This window comes from Mycobacterium sp. ACS4331, assembly GCF_001667265.1.
Taxonomy (GTDB): domain Bacteria; phylum Actinomycetota; class Actinomycetes; order Mycobacteriales; family Mycobacteriaceae; genus Mycobacterium.
The window spans coordinates 1-20,857 of the sequence record NZ_LZHW01000016.1; the positions used below are offsets into that span (position 1 = coordinate 1).

21 protein-coding genes are annotated in these 20,857 nt (G+C 68.9%); 6 read left to right on the forward strand and 15 right to left on the reverse strand.

Annotation, left to right across the window (positions count from 1 at the left end; all coding sequences use genetic code 11):
* Positions 1-123 precede the first annotated feature (123 nt).
* The 4 genes from A5727_RS05505 to A5727_RS05520 form a co-directional block, all read right to left on the reverse strand.
* Positions 124-2,379: a polyribonucleotide nucleotidyltransferase gene (locus tag A5727_RS05505; RefSeq protein ID WP_068245855.1), complete on the reverse strand. Its 2,256-nt coding sequence runs from the start codon at positions 2,377-2,379 to the stop codon at positions 124-126.
* A gap of 288 nt (positions 2,380-2,667) precedes the next feature.
* A complete protein-coding gene (gene lppU, locus A5727_RS05510; RefSeq protein ID WP_502687658.1) occupies positions 2,668-3,180 on the reverse strand; it encodes an LppU family putative lipoprotein in 513 nt (170 codons plus the stop codon).
* The gene (gene rpsO, locus A5727_RS05515) at positions 3,177-3,446 is read right to left on the reverse strand and encodes a 30S ribosomal protein S15 (protein ID WP_068245858.1); all 270 of its coding nucleotides are present in this window, start codon (positions 3,444-3,446) and stop codon (positions 3,177-3,179) included. Before rpsO ends, lppU begins: the two co-directional genes overlap by 4 nt.
* A gap of 120 nt (positions 3,447-3,566) precedes the next feature.
* Positions 3,567-4,544 (reverse strand): bifunctional riboflavin kinase/FAD synthetase, encoded by a 978-nt coding sequence (locus A5727_RS05520; protein ID WP_068245861.1) that lies wholly within the window; start codon positions 4,542-4,544, stop codon positions 3,567-3,569.
* Positions 4,545-4,680: 136 nt separating this feature from the next.
* Here A5727_RS05520 and mntR point away from each other — a divergent pair, with 136 nt between their 5' ends.
* Positions 4,681-5,403 (forward strand): manganese-binding transcriptional regulator MntR, encoded by a 723-nt coding sequence (mntR, locus tag A5727_RS05525; RefSeq protein WP_068245864.1) that lies wholly within the window; start codon positions 4,681-4,683, stop codon positions 5,401-5,403.
* Here mntR and A5727_RS05530 read toward each other — a convergent pair.
* The 4 genes from A5727_RS05530 to pptH all read right to left on the reverse strand — a co-directional run bounded on the left by A5727_RS05530 (position 5,400) and on the right by pptH (position 8,417).
* On the reverse strand, positions 5,400-5,810 hold the full coding sequence (locus A5727_RS05530; protein WP_068245867.1) for a CBS domain-containing protein: 411 nt from the start codon (positions 5,808-5,810) through the stop codon (positions 5,400-5,402). The two genes, mntR and A5727_RS05530, sit on opposite strands and share 4 nt — an antisense overlap.
* Before the next feature lie 86 nt (positions 5,811-5,896).
* Complete coding sequence (truB, locus tag A5727_RS05535; RefSeq protein ID WP_068245870.1) at positions 5,897-6,790, reverse strand: tRNA pseudouridine(55) synthase TruB; 894 nt, start codon at positions 6,788-6,790, stop codon at positions 5,897-5,899.
* Positions 6,787-7,455 carry a 4'-phosphopantetheinyl transferase PptT gene (pptT, locus tag A5727_RS05540; RefSeq protein ID WP_068245873.1) on the reverse strand — a complete coding sequence of 223 codons (669 nt, stop codon included), beginning with the start codon at positions 7,453-7,455 and terminating at the stop codon, positions 6,787-6,789. Before pptT ends, truB begins: the two co-directional genes overlap by 4 nt.
* The gene (pptH, locus tag A5727_RS05545) at positions 7,452-8,417 is read right to left on the reverse strand and encodes an ACP phosphodiesterase PptH (RefSeq protein WP_068245913.1); all 966 of its coding nucleotides are present in this window, start codon (positions 8,415-8,417) and stop codon (positions 7,452-7,454) included. The genes pptT and pptH overlap by 4 nt, the downstream gene beginning before the upstream one ends.
* A 118-nt stretch (positions 8,418-8,535) precedes the next feature.
* Here pptH and A5727_RS05550 point away from each other — a divergent pair, with 118 nt between their 5' ends.
* Both A5727_RS05550 and A5727_RS05555 read left to right on the forward strand, forming a co-directional pair.
* Entirely contained in the window at positions 8,536-9,105 is a 570-nt protein-coding gene (locus A5727_RS05550) for a DUF3558 domain-containing protein (RefSeq protein ID WP_068245876.1), read from the forward strand.
* 34 nt (positions 9,106-9,139) lie between these two features.
* Entirely contained in the window at positions 9,140-10,810 is a 1,671-nt protein-coding gene (locus A5727_RS05555; RefSeq protein WP_068245879.1) for a CocE/NonD family hydrolase, read from the forward strand.
* Here A5727_RS05555 and A5727_RS05560 read toward each other — a convergent pair.
* The gene (locus tag A5727_RS05560; protein ID WP_068245882.1) at positions 10,807-11,352 is read right to left on the reverse strand and encodes a DUF1802 family protein; all 546 of its coding nucleotides are present in this window, start codon (positions 11,350-11,352) and stop codon (positions 10,807-10,809) included. The two genes, A5727_RS05555 and A5727_RS05560, sit on opposite strands and share 4 nt — an antisense overlap.
* A complete protein-coding gene (locus A5727_RS05565) occupies positions 11,349-11,630 on the reverse strand; it encodes a DUF2277 domain-containing protein (protein ID WP_068245885.1) in 282 nt (93 codons plus the stop codon). The genes A5727_RS05560 and A5727_RS05565 overlap by 4 nt, the downstream gene beginning before the upstream one ends.
* Positions 11,631-11,678: 48 nt before the next feature.
* On the opposite strand from A5727_RS05565, the gene A5727_RS05570 reads away from it, so the two are divergent.
* Positions 11,679-12,446, forward strand: a complete 768-nt coding sequence (locus A5727_RS05570) for an enoyl-CoA hydratase (RefSeq protein ID WP_068245916.1) — start codon at positions 11,679-11,681, stop codon at positions 12,444-12,446.
* A 49-nt stretch (positions 12,447-12,495) separates the two neighbouring features.
* Entirely contained in the window at positions 12,496-12,876 is a 381-nt protein-coding gene (locus A5727_RS05575; protein WP_068245888.1) for a hypothetical protein, read from the forward strand.
* A 16-nt stretch (positions 12,877-12,892) separates the two neighbouring features.
* Here the strand turns inward: A5727_RS05575 and A5727_RS05580 are convergent, their stop codons facing one another.
* Positions 12,893-13,369, reverse strand: coding sequence for a hypothetical protein (locus A5727_RS05580; protein ID WP_068245891.1), 477 nt, complete (start codon positions 13,367-13,369; stop codon positions 12,893-12,895).
* Between the two features lie 165 nt (positions 13,370-13,534).
* Between A5727_RS05580 and A5727_RS05585 the strand changes: the two genes are divergently transcribed.
* Positions 13,535-16,126, forward strand: coding sequence for an ATP-binding protein (locus tag A5727_RS05585; protein ID WP_068245894.1), 2,592 nt, complete (start codon positions 13,535-13,537; stop codon positions 16,124-16,126).
* Here A5727_RS05585 and A5727_RS05590 read toward each other — a convergent pair.
* From A5727_RS05590 to infB, 4 genes are all read right to left on the reverse strand, one after another.
* A complete protein-coding gene (locus tag A5727_RS05590) occupies positions 16,123-17,430 on the reverse strand; it encodes an MATE family efflux transporter (RefSeq protein WP_197507598.1) in 1,308 nt (435 codons plus the stop codon). The genes A5727_RS05585 and A5727_RS05590 overlap by 4 nt on opposite strands.
* A 42-nt stretch (positions 17,431-17,472) precedes the next feature.
* Positions 17,473-18,471 (reverse strand): DHH family phosphoesterase, encoded by a 999-nt coding sequence (locus A5727_RS05595; protein WP_068245900.1) that lies wholly within the window; start codon positions 18,469-18,471, stop codon positions 17,473-17,475.
* The gene (gene rbfA / locus A5727_RS05600; RefSeq protein WP_068245903.1) at positions 18,446-18,931 is read right to left on the reverse strand and encodes a 30S ribosome-binding factor RbfA; all 486 of its coding nucleotides are present in this window, start codon (positions 18,929-18,931) and stop codon (positions 18,446-18,448) included. Before rbfA ends, A5727_RS05595 begins: the two co-directional genes overlap by 26 nt.
* On the reverse strand, positions 18,931-20,857 hold a 1,927-nt coding region (infB, locus tag A5727_RS05605; RefSeq protein WP_068245906.1), incomplete at its 5' end, for a translation initiation factor IF-2. The genes rbfA and infB, both read right to left, overlap by 1 nt.

Sequence of the window (20,857 nt, forward strand, 5' to 3'; positions counted from 1 at the left end):
TTGGCCCCCCCCCCCCCCCCCCCCCCGCCCGACGGGCGGGCCGTTTGCGTCCCACGGCCACAACCCCCCGCGCGTGGGGGGGGGGGCGGCGCCGCGCGGGGCCGGCCCCCCGCACCGTCGTGACTAGGCGTCGGCGGTCGCAACATCGGTGGGCGCCGGCGTTCCCTCCGGGGCGTCCTCAGCCTGCTCTTCGGCGACCAGGATCAGCGAGATCTTGCCGCGGTTGTCGATGTCGGCGATCTCGACACGCAGCTTGTCGCCGACCTTGACCACGTCCTCGACCTTGGCGATGCGCTTGCCGCGACCGAGCTTCGAGATGTGCACCAGGCCGTCGCGACCCGGCAGCAGCGACACGAACGCACCGAAATCAGTGGTTTTGACGACCGTGCCGAGGAACCGCTCGCCGACCTTGGGCAGCTGCGGGTTGGCGATGGCGTTGATCTTGTCGATCGCGGCCTGCGCCGAGGCGCCGTCGGCGGCACCGACGAACACCGTGCCGTCGTCCTCGATCGAGATCGAGGCGCCGGTCTCCTCGGTGATGCCGTTGATGACCTTGCCCTTGGGCCCGATGACCTCGCCGATCTTGTCCACCGGCACCTTGATGGTGGTGATCCGGGGCGCGTACGGGCTCATCTCGTCGGGCTCATCGATGGCCTCGGCCATGACCTCGAGGATCGTGATGCGAGCGTCCTTGGCCTGCGCGAGGGCACCGGCCAGAACCTTCGAGGGGATTCCGTCGAGCTTGGTGTCCAACTGCAGCGCGGTGACGAAGTCCTTGGTGCCTGCGCACTTGAAGTCCATGTCGCCGAAGGCATCCTCGGCACCGAGGATGTCGGTCAGGGTGACGAACCGGCGCTCGACGGCTCCATCGACCTCGACGTCGTCGGACACCAGGCCCATCGCGATGCCCGCAACCGGAGCCTTCAGCGGCACACCGGCGTTGAGCAGCGACAGGGTCGAGGCGCACACCGAACCCATCGAGGTCGAACCGTTGGAGCCCAACGCCTCCGACACCTGACGGATCGCGTAGGGGAACTCCTCGACGCTCGGCAGCACCGGTACCAGGGCACGCTCGGCCAGGGCGCCGTGGCCGATCTCGCGGCGCTTCGGCGAGCCGACGCGGCCCGTCTCACCGGTGGAGAACGGCGGGAAGTTGTAGTGGTGCATGTAGCGCTTGCTGGTCTCGGGTCCCAGCGAGTCGACCTGCTGAGCCATCTTGACCATGTCGAGTGTGGTGACACCCATGATCTGGGTCTCGCCGCGCTCGAACAGCGCGCTGCCGTGCGCACGCGGGATGATCGCAACCTCGGCCGACAGCGCGCGAATGTCGGTGACGCCGCGGCCGTCGATGCGGAAGTGGTCGGTCAGGATGCGCTGGCGCACAAGCTTCTTCGTCAGCGACCGGTAGGCGGCGCCGATCTCCTTCTCGCGGCCCTCGAACTGGCCGGCCAGACGCTCGAGCACCTCGACCTTGATCTCGTCGGTGCGGTCATTGCGCTCGTTCTTGCCCGCAATGGTCAGCGCCTTCGACAACTCGTCGGTGGCCACCGAGGCCACCGCGTAGTAGACGTCGTCGGCGTACTCGGGGAACAGCGGGTACTCCGCGGTCTCCTTGCCGGCGGCGTCGTTGAGCGCCTGCTGCGCCTCGCACAGCACGCGGATGAACGGCTTGGCGGCCTCGAGGCCCTCGGCCACCACGGTCTCGGTGGGTGCACCTGCACCACCGGCGATGAGCTCGATGACGTTCTCGGTGGCCTCGGCCTCGACCATCATGATCGCGACGTCGTCACCGGCGATACGTCCCGCGACCACCATGTCGAACACGGCGCGCTCAAGCTGCTCGACCGTCGGGAACGCAACCCACTGGCCGTCGATCAGCGCGACGCGCACGCCACCGACCGGACCGGAGAACGGCAGGCCGGAGATCTGCGTGGACGCCGACGCGGCGTTGATCGCCAGCACGTCGTAGAGGTCCTTGGGGTCCAGGCTCAGGACGGTGACGACGACCTGGATCTCGTTGCGCAGGCCGTCGACGAACGTCGGGCGCAGCGGGCGGTCGATCAGGCGGCAGGTCAGGATCGCGTCCGTGGAGGGCCGGCCCTCACGGCGGAAGAACGAGCCGGGGATGCGGCCCGCGGCGTACATGCGCTCTTCGACGTCGATGGTCAACGGGAAGAAGTCGAAGTGGTCTTTGGGGGTCTTGCTGGCGGTCGTGGCGCTCAGCAGCATGGTCTCGTCGTCGAGGTAGGCGACGACGGCGCCGGCGGCCTGCTGGGCCAGCCGACCGGTCTCGAAGCGGATGGTGCGGGTGCCGAAGCTCCCGTTGTCAATGACGGCGGTCGACTCGAACACGCCCTCGTCGATTTCAGCAACAGACATGGATGTCCGCATGCCCTCTCTGGTTATTCAACTGTTTCGCGTCGTCACGCGTCCAGGACCCCAGATGCGGCTACGGCCGTCGATCGAAGCGGTCGGATGTCAGATCCGGCCGCCACTACCGAAGACCGCCCACAAGTGGCAGGTCCTGTTCGTGACGCGCAGGGACGGTGCACGCGGTTGCGCGAACCGCACCGTGTGTTCTGCTTCTCGGCGTCGGCGCTGCCGACACTGGATACAGAACAGCCTCACTCTACACTGCTGACGTCCGGATTTCGGCAAACACGCAGGTCATCGGAGGTTGTCCACACAGACGGTGAACTGCCGCTGGGTGTAGGCGTAGCCGAGGCCGCTGCCGCACTGATCGACGCTGGCCACGTTCTTGAGGATCTGGGTGGCGCGCTGCCGGAACGGCACTGTCCGGTCCGCGCAGTCCACCCGTACCGCGTGCGTGCGGTGGTCGGGGTCCACGCTCATACAGCCGCCGACCACCCAGTCGATGTCCATGCACACGGTGGACTGATCGGCGAGTCCGCCGCGCTGGGAGTAGAACGAGTCGACGTCCGGCGGGCACTGCTGCGCCCCACCGGCGACCGTGGCCACCACCTTGTAATTGGATTCCGCGCTTCCGCAGGCCACCTCGGAGACTTCGGGTCGGTCGATCGCGCCGCCGACCCGCAGACAGTCGCCCACCGCGAAGTCGGCGGCCTTCGTCGATCCCGGGAACACCTCATCACCACAGCCCGCAGACCACAACGCCGCGATCACAAGGATCGCGGCGCAGCTGGCGGGCCGGTGGGTCAGCGACGCAGGCCCAGGCGCTCGATCAGAGAGCGGTAGCGCGCGACGTCGACCGCAGCGACATACTTCAGCAGGCGGCGACGGCGACCGACCAGCAGCAGCAGGCCGCGGCGCGAGTGGTGGTCGTGCTTGTGCTGCTTGAGGTGCTCGGTGAGGTCGGCGATGCGCTTGGTCAGCAGCGCGACCTGGGCCTCGGGAGAACCGGTGTCGGTCTCGTGCAGGCCGTAGCTGCTCAGGATCTCTTTTTTCTGCTCGGCGGTAAGCGCCACGAATTCACTCCATCAATCGGTCCGTGTCTGATGATGACCCCGTCAGGCGGGATCATGACGCGGCCACCACGGCCTGCAGCACACGTCAATGTCGGGCAGAAGTCTAGCAAGACCGCGACGTCAGACCGAATCGCGCAGAATCCCGCGGGCCTTCTCGGTGTCGCGCTCCATGGCCTTGATCAGGTCATCAACAGAGGAGAACTTCTCCTGACCCCGGATCCGGGCGACGAAATCGACCGCGACGTGCTGCCCGTACAGGTCGGCTGCGGTGTCGAGGACGAAGGCCTCGACCGTACGGGTGCGCCCGGAGAACGTGGGGTTGGTGCCCACCGACACCGCGGCCTGATAGCGCTCCCCCGGAGTGACGGTGCCCATCACGGGCCCATGCCCGAGCACCGTGAACCACGCGGCGTAGACACCGTCGGCGGGAATCGCGGAGTGCATCGGCGGTGCGACGTTCGCGGTGGGGAATCCGAGTCCGCGGCCCCGGCCGTCACCGCGCACCACCACACCCTCCACGCGATGCGGGCGGCCCAGTGCCTCGGCGGCGGCCACCACGTCGCCGGCGTCCACACAGGACCTGATGTAGGTGGAGGAGAACGTCACCGACTGCTGGTCATGGTGGTCGGTGACCAGCGACATCGCCTCGACGGCGAAGCCGAAGCGCTCCCCCGCCCGGCGCAGCAGGTCGACGTTGCCTGCGGCCTTCTTTCCGAACGTGAAGTTCTCGCCCACAACGACTTCGAGGACGTGCAGATGCTCCACCAGAAGTTCATGGATGTAGCGGTCCGGCGTGAGCTTCATGAAGTCCGCGGTGAAGGGCATCACCAGGAAGACGTCGACGCCCAGTTCCTCGGCCAGTTCCGCGCGCCGCGTCAGCGTCGTCAGCTGAGCGGGATGACTGCCGGGGAACACCACTTCCATGGGATGTGGGTCGAACGTCATCAACACCACCGGCACCCCGCGACTGCGTCCCGCCTTGACGGCGCGAGCGATCAGCTCGGCGTGTCCGCGGTGCACACCGTCGAACACGCCGATCGTGAGTACGCATCTGCCCCAGTCCGAGGGGATCTCGTCCTGTCCCCGCCACCGCTGCACGGGGTAAGCCTACGGTGCCACCGTCCGCGAGTCTGCGGTGGACACCAAATGCACACGTGGTGTTCCCCACCACGACCACCCCGCCACGCGTCCGTGGATGACCGGACGAGGCGAGGTCTGCCTAAACTCTAGGGTTGTGAGCCCCGACAGCGGCCCTGAGACTGGAGCGACCGATCTGACGACGGTCGCTCAGGACTACCTGAAGACCATCTGGACGGCGCAGGAGTGGTCACACGAGAAGGTGAGCACGAAGATGCTCGCCGAACGCATCGGGGTGTCAGCCAGCACGGCCTCGGAATCCATCCGCAAACTCTCCGAGCAGGGCCTGGTGCACCACGAGAAGTACGGCGCGGTGACGCTGACCGAGGCCGGCCGCAGCGCGGCCCTGGCGATGGTGCGCAGGCACCGCCTGCTGGAGACCTTCCTGGTCAACGAGCTCGGGTACAGCTGGGACGAGGTGCACGACGAGGCCGAAGTCCTCGAGCACGCGATCTCCGACCGCATGCTCGACCGCATGGACGCCAAACTCGGCCACCCGACCCGCGACCCGCACGGCGACCCGATCCCGGCCGCCGACGGGCAGGTGCCCACGCCCCCGGCCCGCCAGCTGTCGGCCTGCGACGACGGCGACGAGGGCACCGTCGCGCGGATCTCGGACGCCGACCCGGAGATGCTGCGCTACTTCGACACCGTCGGGATCAACCTGGACTCACGGGTGCGGGTGCTGGCGCGGCGCGACTTCGCCGGGATGATCTCGGTGGCCATCGAGAACGGCGAACCCTCTGCGGACGCCGAGGCCGTCACCGTCGAACTGGGCAGCCCAGCCGCACAGGCGATCTGGGTGACCGAACGGGCTTAGGCCGGATCCGCGTCGGCGGCGTAGACACCGAGCAGATCCCGCGCCGAGACAATGCCCACCAACGTCTCGCCGTCCTCCACGAGCAGATGCCGGATGTGTTTGTCGGTCATCCGCGCAGCGACTTCGTCGACGGTCGCGTCGGCGGCACACCACACCAGGTTCGTGCTCGCCACATCGGCGGCCCGCACGGTGGTGGGATCCTGACCGGCGGCCACCACGCGGGCGACGTCACGCTCGCTGAGCAGGGCCGTCGGCCGGGCCTGCGCCCCGACGATCACCGCGCCCACCTCGGCGTTGATGAGTGCCGCGGCGGCCGCTGCGACGGTCGCGTCGGACGGCACGCGCACCACCGCATCCCCAGTCAGATCTGCGACAGCGATTGATCCTGCGGCGGGAACTCCAGTCATATCTCCATGCTGGCACCGCGACCGCCGGCGGCACAGGGACCAAGGTCGTCGACCGCCGGGACCTCCGCCGCCGCCGCGCCCCCTGCTCAGCCCAGTGTCGCCGGCCGCACCACCACGACCGACTTGGTGCGCGCGCCCCGGTCCTCCAGCAGCGCCATCACCCGACCATCGGGGGCGACGGCGGCGTACACGCCCTCGATGCCGGCTTTGGGCAGCGGCCTGCCGTGGCTGACGTCCTCGACCTCGCGGCCCTCAAGGTCACGACGCGGGAACGCCAACAGGCAGGCCTCGTCGAGTGTGAGACTCAGCCGGGGTGACTCGGCCAGCTCCTCCAACGTCCGAGCCGACTCCAGTCCGAACTGCCCGACCCGGGTGCGGCGCAGCGCCGTCAGGTGCCCGCCCACACCGAGCGCGGTGCCGATGTCGCGCGCGAGCGCGCGGATGTAGGTGCCCGACGAGCAGTCCACCACCACGTCGACGTCGACGACGTCGGCACCCCGGCGGGTCTCGAGCACGTCGAATCGGTCGATGCTGACCCGGCGCGCCGCGAGTTCCACCGACTGCCCCTCACGCGCCAACTGGTAGGCACGCTTGCCGCCGATCTTGATCGCACTGACCGCCGAGGGCACCTGCTCGATGTCGCCACGCAGCTGCCCGACCGCCCCGGCGATGTCTGCGTCGGTGACGGCCGCGGCCGAAACCTCCTGCAGCAACTCTCCTTCGGCGTCATCGGTGGAGGTGGTCTGCCCCAGGCGGATGGTCGCGGCGTAGGTCTTGGAACTGCCCGCCACCAGGCCGAGGATCTTGGTGGCCCGCTCGATGCCGATGACGAGCACGCCGGTGGCCATCGGATCCAGCGTCCCGGCGTGGCCCACCTTACGGGTGCCGAAGAGTCGACGGCACCGTCCCACGACGTCATGGCTGGTCATACCCGGCGGCTTGTCGACGACGACGACTCCCGGGTCCGGCGCCGCGCTCACAGCACGATCGCCGTCAGCACCAGGCCCTCGGCCACCGACCAGCGTCCCTGCAGGGCGGTCAACGGGGGGCCGGACTCGGCGGCCGGATCGATCAGGATCCGCGACGTGAAGCCGCCCGCGGTTCCCGAGGCGTCCATCGCGAATGAGATGTGCGCGTCCTCGAATCCCAGCCAGCGGTGCGTCAGCGGATACCAGGCCTTGTACGTCGCCTCCTTGGCGCAGAACAGGATTCGATCCCAGTGCAGGTCGGCGGGCAGGGCTTCCAACTCCTCACGTTCCGCGTCGAGACTGATCGCGCCCAACACGCCATTGGGAAGCACGTCGTGGGGTTCGGCGTCGATGCCCACCGAACGCACCTCCGCCGACGGGGCGACGGCGGCACCGCGGTAGCCCTCGCAGTGCGTCAGGCTGCCGACCACGCCGGTGGGCCAGCATGGTTCACCCTTGTCACCCTTGAGGATCGGCACCGGCGGAACGCCGAGTTCGGCGAGCGCCAGCCTCGCGCAGTGCCGCACGGTGACGAACTCGTTGCGGCGCTTGGCCACCGATCTGGCCACCAGTGGTTCCTCGTCGGGCAGTGGCATCAGACCGGGGGGATCCGCGAACACCTCGGCGGACCGCACATCCCCGGGCGCGTCGGAGAGCAGCGCCGACAGCAGCGTCATGACCGGCGGCTCCGCAGCCGATCCCGAAACTTCTCCGAGGTCTCCCGCATCTCCGGGGTGATCATGAAGTGCCCGCCGAACTCGTTGAGGTAACCGGGGGCATACATGGGGTCGGGCAGCACCTGCCGCAACCATCGATACGGCTTGCGCCGCCGCCATTCTCGGGGGTAACCGACCGACACCTCCTCGAAGCGCACCCCGTCATACCAGGTGGTCCGCGGGATGTGCAGGTGGCCGTACACCGAGCAGATCGCGTTGTAGCGGGTGTGCCAGTCCTTGGTCGCCGTCGTTCCGCACCACAGCGAGAACTCCGGGTAGAACAGCACATCGCAGGGTTCGCGGACCAACGGGAAATGGTTGACCAGAACCGTCGGCGTCATCCAGTCGAGGTCCTCGAGCCTCTTCCTGGTGTGCTCCAGCCGGTCTCGGCACCACGCATCCTTGGTGGCATACGGTTCGCTCGAGAGCAGGAACTCGTCGGTGGCCACCACGTTGTTCTGCTTGGCGATCGCCAGGCCCTCGCCCTTGGTCGTCGCGCCATCGGGCAGGAACGTGTAGTCGTAGAGCAGGAACATCGGCACGATGGTCGCCGGACCGCCCTCATCGGTCCACACCGGGTACGGGTGCTCAGGCGTCACGACGCCCATCTCGTCGCACATGTTGACCAGGTAGTCGTACCGGGATCGGCCGAAGACCTGCACCGGGTCCTTGCCCGTGGTCCACAGTTCGTGATTGCCGGGCACCCAGATCACCTTCGCGAAACGGCGCCGCAGCAGGTCCAGGGACCACCTGATGTCGTCGGTACGCTCCGCGACGTCGCCCGCGACGATCAGCCAGTCGTCGGGCGTGGCGGGGTGGAGCGACTCCGTGACCGGCTTGTTGCCGGTGTGACCGGTGTGCAGATCGCTGACCGCCCAGAGCGTCGGGCGCGACCTGGTCGCAGACTCGTGTGTCACGACAATCCAGCCTAGGCGACGGCCGTGGCGCCTGCGCGAACCCACCGTCTGACCAACTAGAACATGTTCTCGTTTTTCCCTTGTACACTCCCCGCAGGGTCGGATGAGTCCACGAAGGGGTGTGATGGTCGCCAGAATGCGGTTGTTCGCGGCGCTGGGGGCGATGGTCGCCGCCGTTGTGATCGTGCTGCCGACGTCACCACCGGCGCTCGACGGGCACACGCGGGTCGCGCTGCGGTCCACCGATGCCCCAATGACCCCCACGGGTCCGGTCGTCAACATCACCGACCCAGAACCGTTCAACCCGTGCACCGACATCCCACTCGACGTCATCGACGGCCTGGGCCTGGGCTTCACGCCACCGGAGCAGGAGAACAGCCTGCGGTGCCACTACGACGCGGGCAACTATCAGATGGCGGTCGAGGCCTTCGTGTGGCGGACCTACGAGCAGTCCCTGCCCACCGACGCCGTCGAACTCGACATCGACGGCCACCGCGCCGCGCAGTTCTGGGTCATGAAGCCCACGGACTGGAACAACCGGTGGTGGATCACCTGCATGATCACGTTCCGGGCCAGTTACGGAGTCATCCAGCAGTCGCTGTTCTATTCACCGATCCACTCCCCCAACGGGCCGGACTGCATGCAGGAGAACCTCATGCGCGCCCACCAGTTGGTCCCGCACTACAAGTTCTGACCGGCCCCGCTTCGCCCACCCGTAGCCTGGCCGCATGACCGCGATCTCGGACGACTCCGCGCCCATCTCGGTGGCCGGCACTGCACGCCGGCGGGCCCGAGGACTGCTCAGCCGCCTGCTGCGCGTGCCCGCGCCGACCACCACCTACCAGGTTGCGCGCCATGTTCGGGTGCCGATGCGCGACGGCGTCGAACTGTTGGCCGACCACTACGCCCCCGACACCGCCGCGCCGGCCGGCACCCTGCTGGTCCGCTGCCCCTACGGTCGTGCGTTCCCGTTCTCGTCGCTGTACGCGACGGTGTACGCCGCCCGCGGCTACCACGTCGTGCTGCAGAGTGTGCGCGGCACCTTCGGTTCCGGCGGCGAGTTCGTCCCTCCCATCCACGAGGCCGCCGACGGTGCCGACACGGCGGCGTGGCTGCGCGAACAGGACTGGTACACCGGCTCCTTCGGCACGGTGGGGCTGTCGTATCTGGGCCAGACGCAGTGGGCTCTGCTGGAGGACCCGCCCGCGGACATGCGGGCCGCGGTCGTGGTGGTCGGCGTGCACGACTTCGCCGCGTCGTCCTGGGGCACCGGCGCCTTCGCCGCCAACGACTTCCTGGGCTGGAGCAATATGGTCAGCCATCAGGAGGAGCCCAACAAGCTGCGACTCGTGTTGAACCACCTGCGCTCCCGCAGGCAGGTCGCCCACGCGATCGGCCGGCCGCCGCTGGCCGCGTCGGGTCGCGCACTGCTGGCCCAGGGCGCCCCGTGGTGGGAGCAGTGGATCGAGCACCCGGATGTCGACGACCCGTTCTGGGACCGTTACAAGTTCTATGGCGGACTCGACCGGGCCGAGGTGCCCGTACTGCTGATGGGCGGTTGGCAGGACCTGTTCCTGGAGCAGACCATCGAGCAGTATCACCGCCTGCACGCCCGTGGCGTCGACGTGCAGTTGACCCTCGGTCCTTGGACGCACACCCACATGACGGGCCGCGCCGCGGGCACCGTGCTGCGCGAAAGCCTGGACTGGCTCGGCAGGCATCTGGGCGGCGAGCCCGGCGCAGACCGAGCACCGGTGCGCTACTTCGTCACCGGCGGGGGCGGCTGGCACGACGCGCCACAGTGGCCGCCGACGACCACGACCGACCACGTGCTGCACCTGGCATCGCCGAATCGGCTCGCCGACGTGGTCGGCGAGAGCGCCTCCGCGTCGTTCACGTTCGACCCGCAGCGACCGACGCCCACCGTGGGCGGTCGCCTGCTGGCACCGGGAGCGGGCCGACGCCGCGACGACACGCTGGCCGACCGCCACGACGTGCTCGCCTTCACCGGCGAACCGCTGACCAGCGATCTCCACGTCTACGGCGCGCCCGTGGTCGAACTCGACCACCAATCCGACAACCCGTATGTCGACCTGTTCGTCCGCGTCAGTGAGGTGGACCGAAAAGGGCGCTCCCGCAACATCAGTGATGGGTATCGGCGACTGGTGCGCACCGACCACGGCGATGTGGTGCGCATCGAACTCGACCAGATCGCGCATCGATTCGCCGCGGGTACCCGAATCCGGGTGCTGGTGGCCGGCGGATCATTCCCGCGCTACGCGCCCAACCTGGGCACCGGGGACGATCCCGCGCACGGCAGCCGCACGACACCGGCCACACACACCGTGCATCTGCGCGGCCGATCCCGGCTGCTGCTGCCGCAGGGACCGCGGCCCTAACCCACCGCCGTACGGACGCGGGCCGCGACCTGAGCCAGTTCGCCGGCGCTGTGCACCGAGGCGCCCGTCTCACCGGTCACCGGCAGGTCGACCCAACTCCGGCAGCCCCCGAACTCGGGTGAGCGCGGCACCCGCACGGGCACGGTGAGCGGACGAACGTCGACGACGAGCACCGCAAGCCGGTGCTTGGGGCGGAAGTCCAGCCGATCGGCGCGCACCGACTCCTCGGTCCAGATGTGCAGGTCGTCGATCTCACCGATGTGGTCGGGTCGCTGCACGGCGATGACGTCGACGACCTTGGCTGCCGCCCGGACCACGACGGCGTCCTCGGTGCTGTCGACGGCCGCCGGAGCCAGCAGGTCGCGGTGTTCGGGCCGCACCCGGTCGGCATGGCTGTGCGCCACCGTCGGCATCAGCACGAATTCGTCCGCGCTGACCTCGAATCGCTTCTCACCGATGCCACCCTTGCGCAGCAGCACGGTCTGGCGACCGTCCAGGAGTGCGTGGACGGCCGCACTCCACTCCTTGAGCGCGGCGGTCACGCGGGCGCGCCACCGCGGGCCGCGATCCGGGCCCGCACCTCGGGACGGCGCAGCGGCGGCACGGTCTTGGGCGGTTGCCGCCGCGGCGGCAGCGCGTCGAGGAGTCGGTGCGTCGCGGCCGTCACGTCGACCACCGCGGCTTCGAAGGCCGCGGCGTTGGCCTCCGATGGTCGGGTGACGCCGCTGACCTTGCGGACGTACTGGCGCGCGGCCGCCTCGATCTCCGCGGGCGTGGCCGCGGGTTCCAGGCCGCGCAGTTCGGTGATGTTCCGGCACATGGGCACCAAGGTAAGCGCGTTGCGTCCCGGCGGCTACCGTCAGTGTTCATGACTGGCGCCAACGCATCTGAAGTCCTGCTCGTCGACACCACCGACCGGGTCCGCACACTGACTCTGAACCGGCCCATGTCGCGCAATGCGCTGTCGGCCGCGCTGCGCACCGAACTGTTCACCGCGCTCGCCGACGCCGGCCGCGACGACGATGTCGACGTCATCATCCTCACCGGCGCCGACCCGGTGTTCTGCGCAGGCCTGGACCTCAAGGAACTCGGCGACACCACCGACCTGCCGGACATCTCGCCCAAGTGGCCCGACCTGGACAAGCCCGTGATCGGCGCGATCAACGGCCCAGCCGTGACCGGCGGCCTGGAGTTGGCACTGTACTGCGATGTCCTGATCGCCTCGGAGAAGGCCGCCTTCGCCGACACCCACGCCCGCGTCGGTCTGCTGCCCACCTGGGGGCTGTCGGTGCGGTTGCCGCAGAAGGTCGGGGTCGGCCTGGCTCGCAGAATGAGCCTGACCGGCGACTACCTGTCGGCGCAGGATGCGCTGCGCGCGGGTCTGGTGACCGAGGTGGTGCCGCACGAACAGCTTCTCGACGCGGCGCGGGCCGTCGCCACCTCGATCGTCGGCAACAACCAGAAGGCCGTGCGTGCCCTGCTGGACTCCTACCACCGCATCGACGGCGCGCAGACCAACGCCGCGCTCTGGATCGAGGCCGAGTCGGCGCGGACGTGGATGCGGACCGCCACCGGCGACGACATCGCCGCCAGTCGCGCGTCGGTGATCGACCGGGGCCGCTCACAGGTGCACTGAGTAATTCTGCTGGCGTGGGTGGGGCTGCGGCGATGTCACGATGGGTGCTGTGACACTGCCGCCCCTCGCTCAGCCGGGACCACCCGCCCCTCGACCCGCCGACACCGGCCGAGTCGTCGACATCATCCTCACCGTGCTGTTCCTCGGGGTGCTGCTCGCCGGATCAGCGTTCATCGGATACGTCACGCTCTTCGTGTACGCCATGGCCACAGATGGCTGCCACGGCCAATGCCGCCAGGAGTACCTCACGCCGGCCCTCCTCGTCCAGTGGGGCGGCATTGCGTTGGGAGTTGTGGTCGCCATCGGCGGCGTGATCCTGGGCGCCGTCAAACGCTGGCTCATGCTCGTGTGGCCGCTGGTCGGGATCGGACTTGTACTGGCGGCCACCGCGATCGCGTTCGCGCTCGTCAACTACGCGGTGGGCCGCTGACCCGGTTCACGCGGAATCACTTCGGCTTCGGCCCCTTCGGGAGAGGCTGGGTCGAGTAGTACCGCCCGTCGACGAAGTAATCCCGGTACCTGTTTCCGTCGATGTCGCTGTAGTCACACGTCGAATACGTGAAGGACCCCTGCTTGGACGTCACGTAGGTGCCGCCGTTGGCCGCTCTGCATTCACTCTTGATCGTGCTTTCCGACAATCGCCCGTTGCCGGGACCGCCTGGGATGTGCGCCCAGGCGTCTTCGGCAGTCTCGGCGTCGGTCCCTTCTCCGCGCGGCTTGAGCGGGACGAACTCGAGGCCGAGATGGTTGACCAGCTCAATTCGGACAGCGGAGGGCCCCGTCGGCGGTGACGGTGCCGTGTCGGACACCACGACGGACGTCAGACTGGACCCCACCACGGCCGCCACGGCCGAGCTCAGCGGGAACAGCAGGTGCGCGCGGTTCCTCCCCCGAGCACCGCGGCGGTTACGGTTGATCGTCATGTCCCTCCCCTCTGCCGAGTGAGGCCTCGGCGACGACGGCCCGCGGCGGTTGATCACCGGGGTCAGTACCCAGGCTGCTCGGCCCGCCGGCGATCGACATCGGGAGAAATCCCCCATTTCTGATCAGTCCACCGGCACGTTCTCGTCGCGGTACCATCTCGCAGCGTGATCCTCGCTGAACGTGAAGAGGAACTCAGTGAGCTCGCGACTCGGGCCGACAAGTCACGTGCGGGACAGGGCGGCATGGTGCTCGTCTGCGGCGAGTCCGGTTCGGGCAAGACGACATTCGTCGACAGGTTTCTGCACAGCTGGGCACACGCCGAGCGGATCCGGTGGGCGGCGTGTGACCCATTGCCGACGCCACGGCCACTGGGGCCGTTCCACGATCTCGCGGCTGACTTCGCCGAATCCACCCGGGAGGCGTTGAGCCACGGTCCCTTCGAGATCTGTGCGGCGGTCTTCGGCGAACTGGCCGCACAGCCGACCATCCTGGTCATCGACGACCTCCATTGGGCCGATCAGGCCACGGTTGACCTGCTCCGCCTGCTGCTGCGGCGAATCGGCCAGACGAATTCTCTGGTGATCGGGATCGTCCGCGACAACGAGATGTCCACAACACATCCGATGCGGCTGCTGCTCGGCGATGTGGCCCAGTCCCGCCTGGCGACCTCTATCACGTTGCCTCCCTTGAGTCTTGCGGCTGTCACCGAGCTGATCGGTGACCGTCACATCGATCCGCTCTGGTTGCACCGCACCACCGGCGGTAACGCGTTCTTTGTCTTCGAGATGCTCGACCACTCCGGCGATGAGCTCCCGGCGTCGGTGCGGGACTCGATCCTGTCCCGCACGGTCGGGCTCGACGCCGACGAGTGGGACCTGCTGCATCTGCTCGCCTGCGCACCCGGACCGATTCCCGGGTATCTGATCGCCCACCTCGGAATCACGGAGTCGACGCTGCGCACGCTGCACGAGGCCAACTTCGTCCGGCGCAGCGATCGCGGACTCGCCTTCCGACATGATCTGTGCCGCTTGGCGATTGCCAGCGTCATGCCGCCCGGTGCGGAAACGGCCATCCACCGGCGCATGATCCTGGCGTACCAGGCGGCGGCACAGGGTGATCCCGCCGTGCTCACGCATCACGCCGTCAGAGCCGGCGATCCGGACCTGACCAGACTGGCCGCCGCCGACGCCGGGCGCGTAGCGGCACGCTCTGGGGCGCACACCGAGGCCGCGGACTTCTACGAGATTGCGCTGACGCGAGGTGGCCCGGCGCCCAGTGCGGAGGCCGAGCTGCTCGAGCTGCTGGCCGACGAGTGTTACCTGACCGATCGATTGCCGGATGCGATCGCGGCCCGCCGCCGTGCGCTCCAGCTGCGTCAGAAGTCGGGCGCCTGGGAGGCCGCCAGCGGAAACCACCATGCCCTGGCGGTGTACGAGTCCCACAACACCAACCTGTCTGCGGCCGAACACCATGCGGCCCAATCGGTTTCCGTGCTTGAGGCCACTCGCGCGCAGGGAGGCTCGGTCGAATCGGCGCTTCTGGGGCAGGCACTCACCACGCAGGCGTATTTCGCCGTCCTCGGCGGTGATCTTCAGCGAGCAGCAACGTTGGTGTACCAGGCGGCGGAGTCCGCCGCGGTGGTCGGTGAACCCGCCCTCAACGCCCGTGTCGCCCTCATCGAGGGCTATCGAGGCGTCCTCGCCGGTGACGAAGCCGCGCGCGAAAGGATGCTGTCGAGCATCCGCTCAGCCGCCGACCTCTTCGAGGACGAGGTCTACTCACAGGCGGCGACCAGCCTGGCCTTCCTCGACATCGAACAACGCCGGTTCGACCGAGCGGCGGAGGTGCTGGAAGCGGGCTTGGCGCTGACCGAGGAGCGCGAGATCGCGCTCGGCCGCTCATGGCTGGTGGGGATGCGCAGCCGACTGCGGCTGCTCGTCGGGAACTGGGACGATGCGCTGGCCGACACCAGCGCCGTCCTCGACGGACCGAGCACACCTCTGGCCCGCATGCTCCCCCTTGTGGTTCGTGCGGTGATCGCGCTTCGACGCGACGGCGCGCGGCTGGACGGCATCGACCATGCGTGGCAGGCGCTGAGCCCGTTCGGTGAGCACCTCCGGTGCTTCACCGCGACCGCGATCGCTGAACGTGCCTGGCTGACGGGGATCCCCGACGACCGACTCGACGCCTGCCGCGCGCTGCTCGACAGCAGTCGGGTGCCGGGCCTGCCGATGGCGGCCGGTGAGCTGGCACTGTGGCTTCGCAACCTCGATCCCAGCTTCGACACGGATCGAGACGTCGGCCCGACGCGACTGGCTCTGGACGGCTCATTCGAGTCGGCAGCCGACGAATTCAACCGATTGGCCATGCCCTACGAGGCAGCGCTGTGCCTGGTGCAGTCCGGCGATGCGGACTTGATCCGCCGCGGGCTCGACGGGCTCGACCGGCTCGGCGCTGCCGCCGTCGCAGCGAAAGTCCGCCGAGATCTGCGAGCGGGTGGGATGACCGTCGTCCCCGCGCGCCGCACGACCACGACGCTGCACAACCCTGCCGGGCTGACCACCCGCCAGACCGAGGTGCTGCGCCTGATGCACCTCGGCCTGACCTACGCGGAGGTTGCCGCGCGGCTGCAGCTGTCCGTCAAGACCGTCGAACACCATGTGTCCGCGGTCATCTCCAAGCTCGGAGCCGCCAATCGGCGGGATGCCGTCCGGCGAGCCAGGGAGTTGGGGATGCTGGGTGAAGGTGACGCTTAGCCCGTCCCGGACACCAGCCAGCGGCCCGACCAGGTCCGCCAGCCCACGAACACCAGGCGCAGCACCATGAACGTCGACAGGCCGGCCCAGATGCCGCGCAGTCCCCAGTCGAACCCCAATGACAACCAGATCAGCGGCAGGAACCCGACCAGCGCGCTGACCAGTGTGGCGTTGCGCATGAACTTCGCATCGCCGGCGCCGAGCAGCACACCGTCGAGCGCGAAGACGATGCCCGCCACCGGCAGTTGGGCCACCAGGAACCACCACGGCACGCCGATGGCGTCCAGCACCGACTCGTCGGCCGTGAACAGTTTCGGGAACACCGCGGCCCCGCCGGCCAGGATCGCCGCCAGTGCGATCGCGGCGACCGCCGAGAACACCGTCACGCGCCGCGCCACCGACTTGGCATGCGGCAGGTGGCCGGCCCCGAGCGCCGCCCCGACCAGCGACTGGGCGGCGATGGCCAGCGAATCGAGCACCAGCGCAAGGAAACTCCACAGCTGCAGCACCACCTGATGGGCGGCGACGGCGGCCGCGCCGAAGCGGGCCGCCACCGCGGCGGCCGAGATGAAGCAGGCCTGGAACGCCAGGGACCGGACCAGCAGGTCGCGGGCCAGCACCAGCTGGGTGCGCAGGATCTGCGGGTCCATCCGCAGCGGCGCCCGCTCGGCCAGCAGCGCGCGGCAGAACAGCGCCGCGGCCAGCCACTGTCCGCACAGGTTGGCCACGGCTGAGCCCTCGAGTCCCAGCCGCGGCAGCCCCAGCCAGCCGTAGACCAGCAGTGGACACAGCACCGCCGAGACCGCGAAACCCGCGACCACGTACCGCAGCGGGCGGACGGCGTCCTGCACGCCGCGCATCCAGCCGTTGCCGGCCAGCGAGATCAGGATCGCCGGGGCACCGAGGATGGCGATCCGCAGCCACGGCAGGGCGGCCGCGGTGATGTCGCCGGATCCGGCGATGGCCGACACGATGGGACGCGCGAGCGCCTCGACGACGACGATGATCAGCAGCCCCAGCCCCACGGCCAGCCAGGTGGCCTGAACCCCCTCGCGCACCGCGGCGGCGCGATCACCCGCACCGAAGTGCCGGGCCGAACGGGCCGTCGTGCCGTACGAGAGGAACGTGCCCTGCGATGCCACGAGGCCGAGCACCAGGCCGCCGATCGCCAGACCCGCCAAAGCCATGGCGCCCAGTCGGCCGACCACCGCGATGTCGAACAGCAGGTAGAGGGGCTCGGCGGCGAGCACTCCGAGGGCGGGAAACGCCAGCCCGGCGATCGTCCTGCCGGTGGGAGGGCTCAGCGCCTCGTGGGGATCGGGGTTGTGGTCAGACAAGCGTCGTGCTCAGCCAAGCGCCGCGCGCAACTCTTCGACGACGTCGGCCGCTGCGCCCACGGTCGAGTACCCCGCGGCCAGGCGATGCCCGCCACCGCCGAAACGCATTGCGACCGTGGCCAAGTCGTAGGACTTGGCCCGCATGGAGACCGACCAGTGCTGCGGTTCGATCTCCTTGAAGACCACCGCGACCTCGGCCTGCTGTGCGGTGCGGACGATGTCGACGATGCTCTCGACCTCTTCGGGTCTGGCGGCGGCCCACTCGTCATACGGCACGATCGCGTACACCAGGCCGCGGCCGGCCGCGGCCTCGGGCACCAACTGCGCCGAGGCCAGCACGCGGGAGAGCATCGGCAGCCACGAGAACGGATGGGTGTCGAGCAGCGTGCGGCTGATGCCGGCGTTGTCGACCCCCAGTTCGACGAGACGAGCCGCCAACCGGTGCGCGCGGGGGGTGGCCCAGCGGAACGACCCGGTGTCGGTGGTCAGCCCCGCGTAGAGACAGTGTGCGACCAGCACGTCGATGGGTTTGTCCCAGGCGTCGAGCAGGTCGGCGATCAGCATCGTGGTCGAGTCTGCGGCGGGGTCGACGAAGTTGGCGGTGCCGAACAGCTGATTCGACGCGTGATGGTCGATGACCAGGACCTCCGGGTCCCCGTCGAGGAGGTGCCGCAGCGCCCCGAGACGGTTCACGCTCGGAATGTCGACCGTGACCACGAGGTCCGGGGTGTCCTGCACCCCGTTCGGCGGCACCAGCAGGTGACCACCGGGCAGGCTCTGCAGTGACTCGGGCAGCGCAGCCGGCGCGGCGAAACTCACCGCGACGTCCTTGCCGACCCGTTCGAGGGCCTGCGCCAGGGCCAATCCTGCGCCGATCGTGTCGGCGTCGGGGAAGACATGGGCCACCACGACGATGCGCTGGGCGGCGTCGAGCACCGCGGCGGCCGCTCGCGCGTCGACGCGGCGGCCCACTGCGGCTGGTTCAGTCTTCGGATCGATCGCCGTCACCGGTGTCCTCAGGGTCTGAGTCCTGCTCCGTCCCACTGACACGGTACGGGTCTGCGTCCCCCGCCGGCTTGGCACCCTCGCGGACCCTCGCCACATCGGCGTCGGCGGCCCGCGCACGCGCGAGCAGCTCCTCCATCCGCAGAGCGGCGTCGGGCACCGTGTCGCGCTCGAACGTCAGCGTCGGGGTGAACCGAACGCCCGTTGCGGCACCGACTTTCGCGCGGAGCACACCCTTGGCGCGATCCAGTGCGGCCGCGGCCCCGGCGTAGTCCGGGTCCTCGTCGAGGCTGCGGCCCAACACCGTGTAGTAGAGCGTGGCGTCGTGCAGATCGCCGGTCACCTTGGCGTCGGTGATCGTCACACCCGCCAAGCGGGGATCCTTGATCTCGTACTCGATGGCCGAGGCGACGATCGTGGAGATCCGCTTGGCGAGCCGGCGGGCACGTGCCGGATCAGCCACTAGACGCGCTCTTTCTCGACGAGCTCATAGGTCTCGATGACGTCGCCTTCCTTGATGTCGCTGTACGTCAGGGTCAGACCACATTCGTAACCCTCGCGCACCTCGGTCGCGTCGTCCTTCTCGCGCTTGAGCGAGGAGACCGTGAGGTTCTCGGCGATCACGATGTTGTCGCGAAGCAGTCGAGCCTTGGCGTTGCGGCGCATGATTCCGGACTGAACCAGGCAGCCGGCGATGTTGCCGACCTTGGACGACCGGAAGATCGCGCGGATCTCGGCGCGGCCCAGTTCCTTCTCCTCGTACACCGGCTTGAGCAGGCCCTTGAGCGCGCTCTCGATCTCGTCGATCGCCTGGTAGATGACGGAGTAGTACCGGATGTCGACACCCTCGCGGTTGGCCAGTTCAGTGGCCTTGCCCTCCGCGCGGACGTTGAAGCCGATGATGATCGCATCCGAGGCCGACGCCAGGTTGACGTTGGTCTCGGTGACACCGCCGACGCCGCGGTCGATGACACGCAGTTCGACCTCGTCGTCGATCTGAATCCCCAGCAGGGCCTCCTCCAGCGCCTCCACGGTGCCGGAGTTGTCGCCCTTGAGGATCAGGTTGAGCTGACTGGTCTCCTTCAGCGCCGCATCGAGATCGTCGAGGCTGATCCGCTTGCGCGAGCGCGCGGCCAGCGCATTGCGCTTGCGGGCGCTGCGCCGATCGGCGATCTGGCGGGCGATCCGGTCCTCGTCGACGACGAGCAGGTTGTCACCGGCACCCGGCACCGACGTGAAGCCGATGACCTGGACCGGACGCGACGGCAGCGCCTCTTCGACGTCGTCGCCGTGCTCGTCGACCATGCGCCGCACGCGCCCGTAGGCGTCGCCGGCCACAATCGAGTCCCCGACCCGCAGCGTGCCGCGCTGGATGAGGACGGTGGCCACCGGGCCACGACCACGGTCCAGGTGCGCCTCGATGGCCACACCCTGGGCCTCCATGTCGGGGTTGGCCCGCAGGTCCAGTGCCGCATCCGCGGTGAGCAGGACAGCCTCGAGCAGGTGGTCGATGTTGGTGCCCTGCTTCGCCGAGATGTCGACGAACATGGTGTCGCCGCCGAAGTCCTCGGCCACCAGGTTGTACTCGGTGAGCTGCGCCCGGATCTTCGCCGGGTCGGCGCCCTCCTTGTCGATCTTGTTCACCGCGACCACGATCGGCACATCGGCGGCCTGCGCGTGGTTGATGGCCTCCACCGTCTGCGGCATGACGCCGTCGTCGGCCGCGACCACCAGGATCGCGATGTCGGTGGCCTTCGCACCGCGGGCACGCATGGCGGTGAACGCCTCGTGACCGGGGGTGTCGATGAAGGTGATCAGGCGCTCGGCGCCGTCATGCTCGACGCTGACCTGGTAGGCACCGATGTGCTGGGTGATGCCGCCGGCCTCGCCCTCACGCACGTTGGCCTTGCGGATCGTGTCGAGCAGTCGGGTCTTGCCGTGGTCGACGTGACCCATGACCGTGACGACCGGGGGACGCTGCTCGAGGTCCTCCTCACCGCCCTCGTCCTCGCCGTAGGTCAGGTCGAACGACTCGAGCAGTTCGCGATCCTCGTCCTCGGGCGAGACGACCTGAACCTTGTAGTTCATCTCGCTGCCGAGCAGTTCGAGGGTGTCGTCGCCGACCGACTGCGTGGCGGTCACCATCTCACCGAGGTTGAACAGCGCCTGCACCAGCGAGGCCGGGTTGGCGTTGATCTTCTCGGCGAAGTCGGACAGCGATGCGCCCCGCGCCAGGCGGATGACCTCGCCGTTGCCGTGCGGCAACCGCACGCCACCGACGACGGGGGCCTGCATGTTCTCGTATTCGGCGCGTTTCGCCCGCTTCGACTTGCGACCCCGCTTGGGGGCACCGCCGGGACGGCCGAACGCACCCGCGGCACCGCCGCGC

Bases quoted from the DNA above. Each gene is read 5' to 3' on its own strand.
- A5727_RS05550 (WP_068245876.1), top strand. From the start codon at position 8,536: ATGGTCGCCAGAATGCGGTTGTTCGCGGCGCTGGGGGCGATGGTCGCC.
- pptT (WP_068245873.1), bottom strand. From the start codon at position 7,455: ATGACGCTGCTGTCGGCGCTGCTCTCCGACGCGCCCGGGGATGTGCGG.
- A5727_RS05570 (WP_068245916.1), top strand. From the start codon at position 11,679: ATGACTGGCGCCAACGCATCTGAAGTCCTGCTCGTCGACACCACCGAC.
- A5727_RS05565 (WP_068245885.1), bottom strand. From the start codon at position 11,630: ATGTGCCGGAACATCACCGAACTGCGCGGCCTGGAACCCGCGGCCACG.
- A5727_RS05505 (WP_068245855.1), bottom strand. From the start codon at position 2,379: ATGTCTGTTGCTGAAATCGACGAGGGCGTGTTCGAGTCGACCGCCGTC.
- A5727_RS05555 (WP_068245879.1), top strand. From the start codon at position 9,140: ATGACCGCGATCTCGGACGACTCCGCGCCCATCTCGGTGGCCGGCACT.
- A5727_RS05530 (WP_068245867.1), bottom strand. From the start codon at position 5,810: ATGACTGGAGTTCCCGCCGCAGGATCAATCGCTGTCGCAGATCTGACT.
- A5727_RS05580 (WP_068245891.1), bottom strand. From the start codon at position 13,369: ATGACGATCAACCGTAACCGCCGCGGTGCTCGGGGGAGGAACCGCGCG.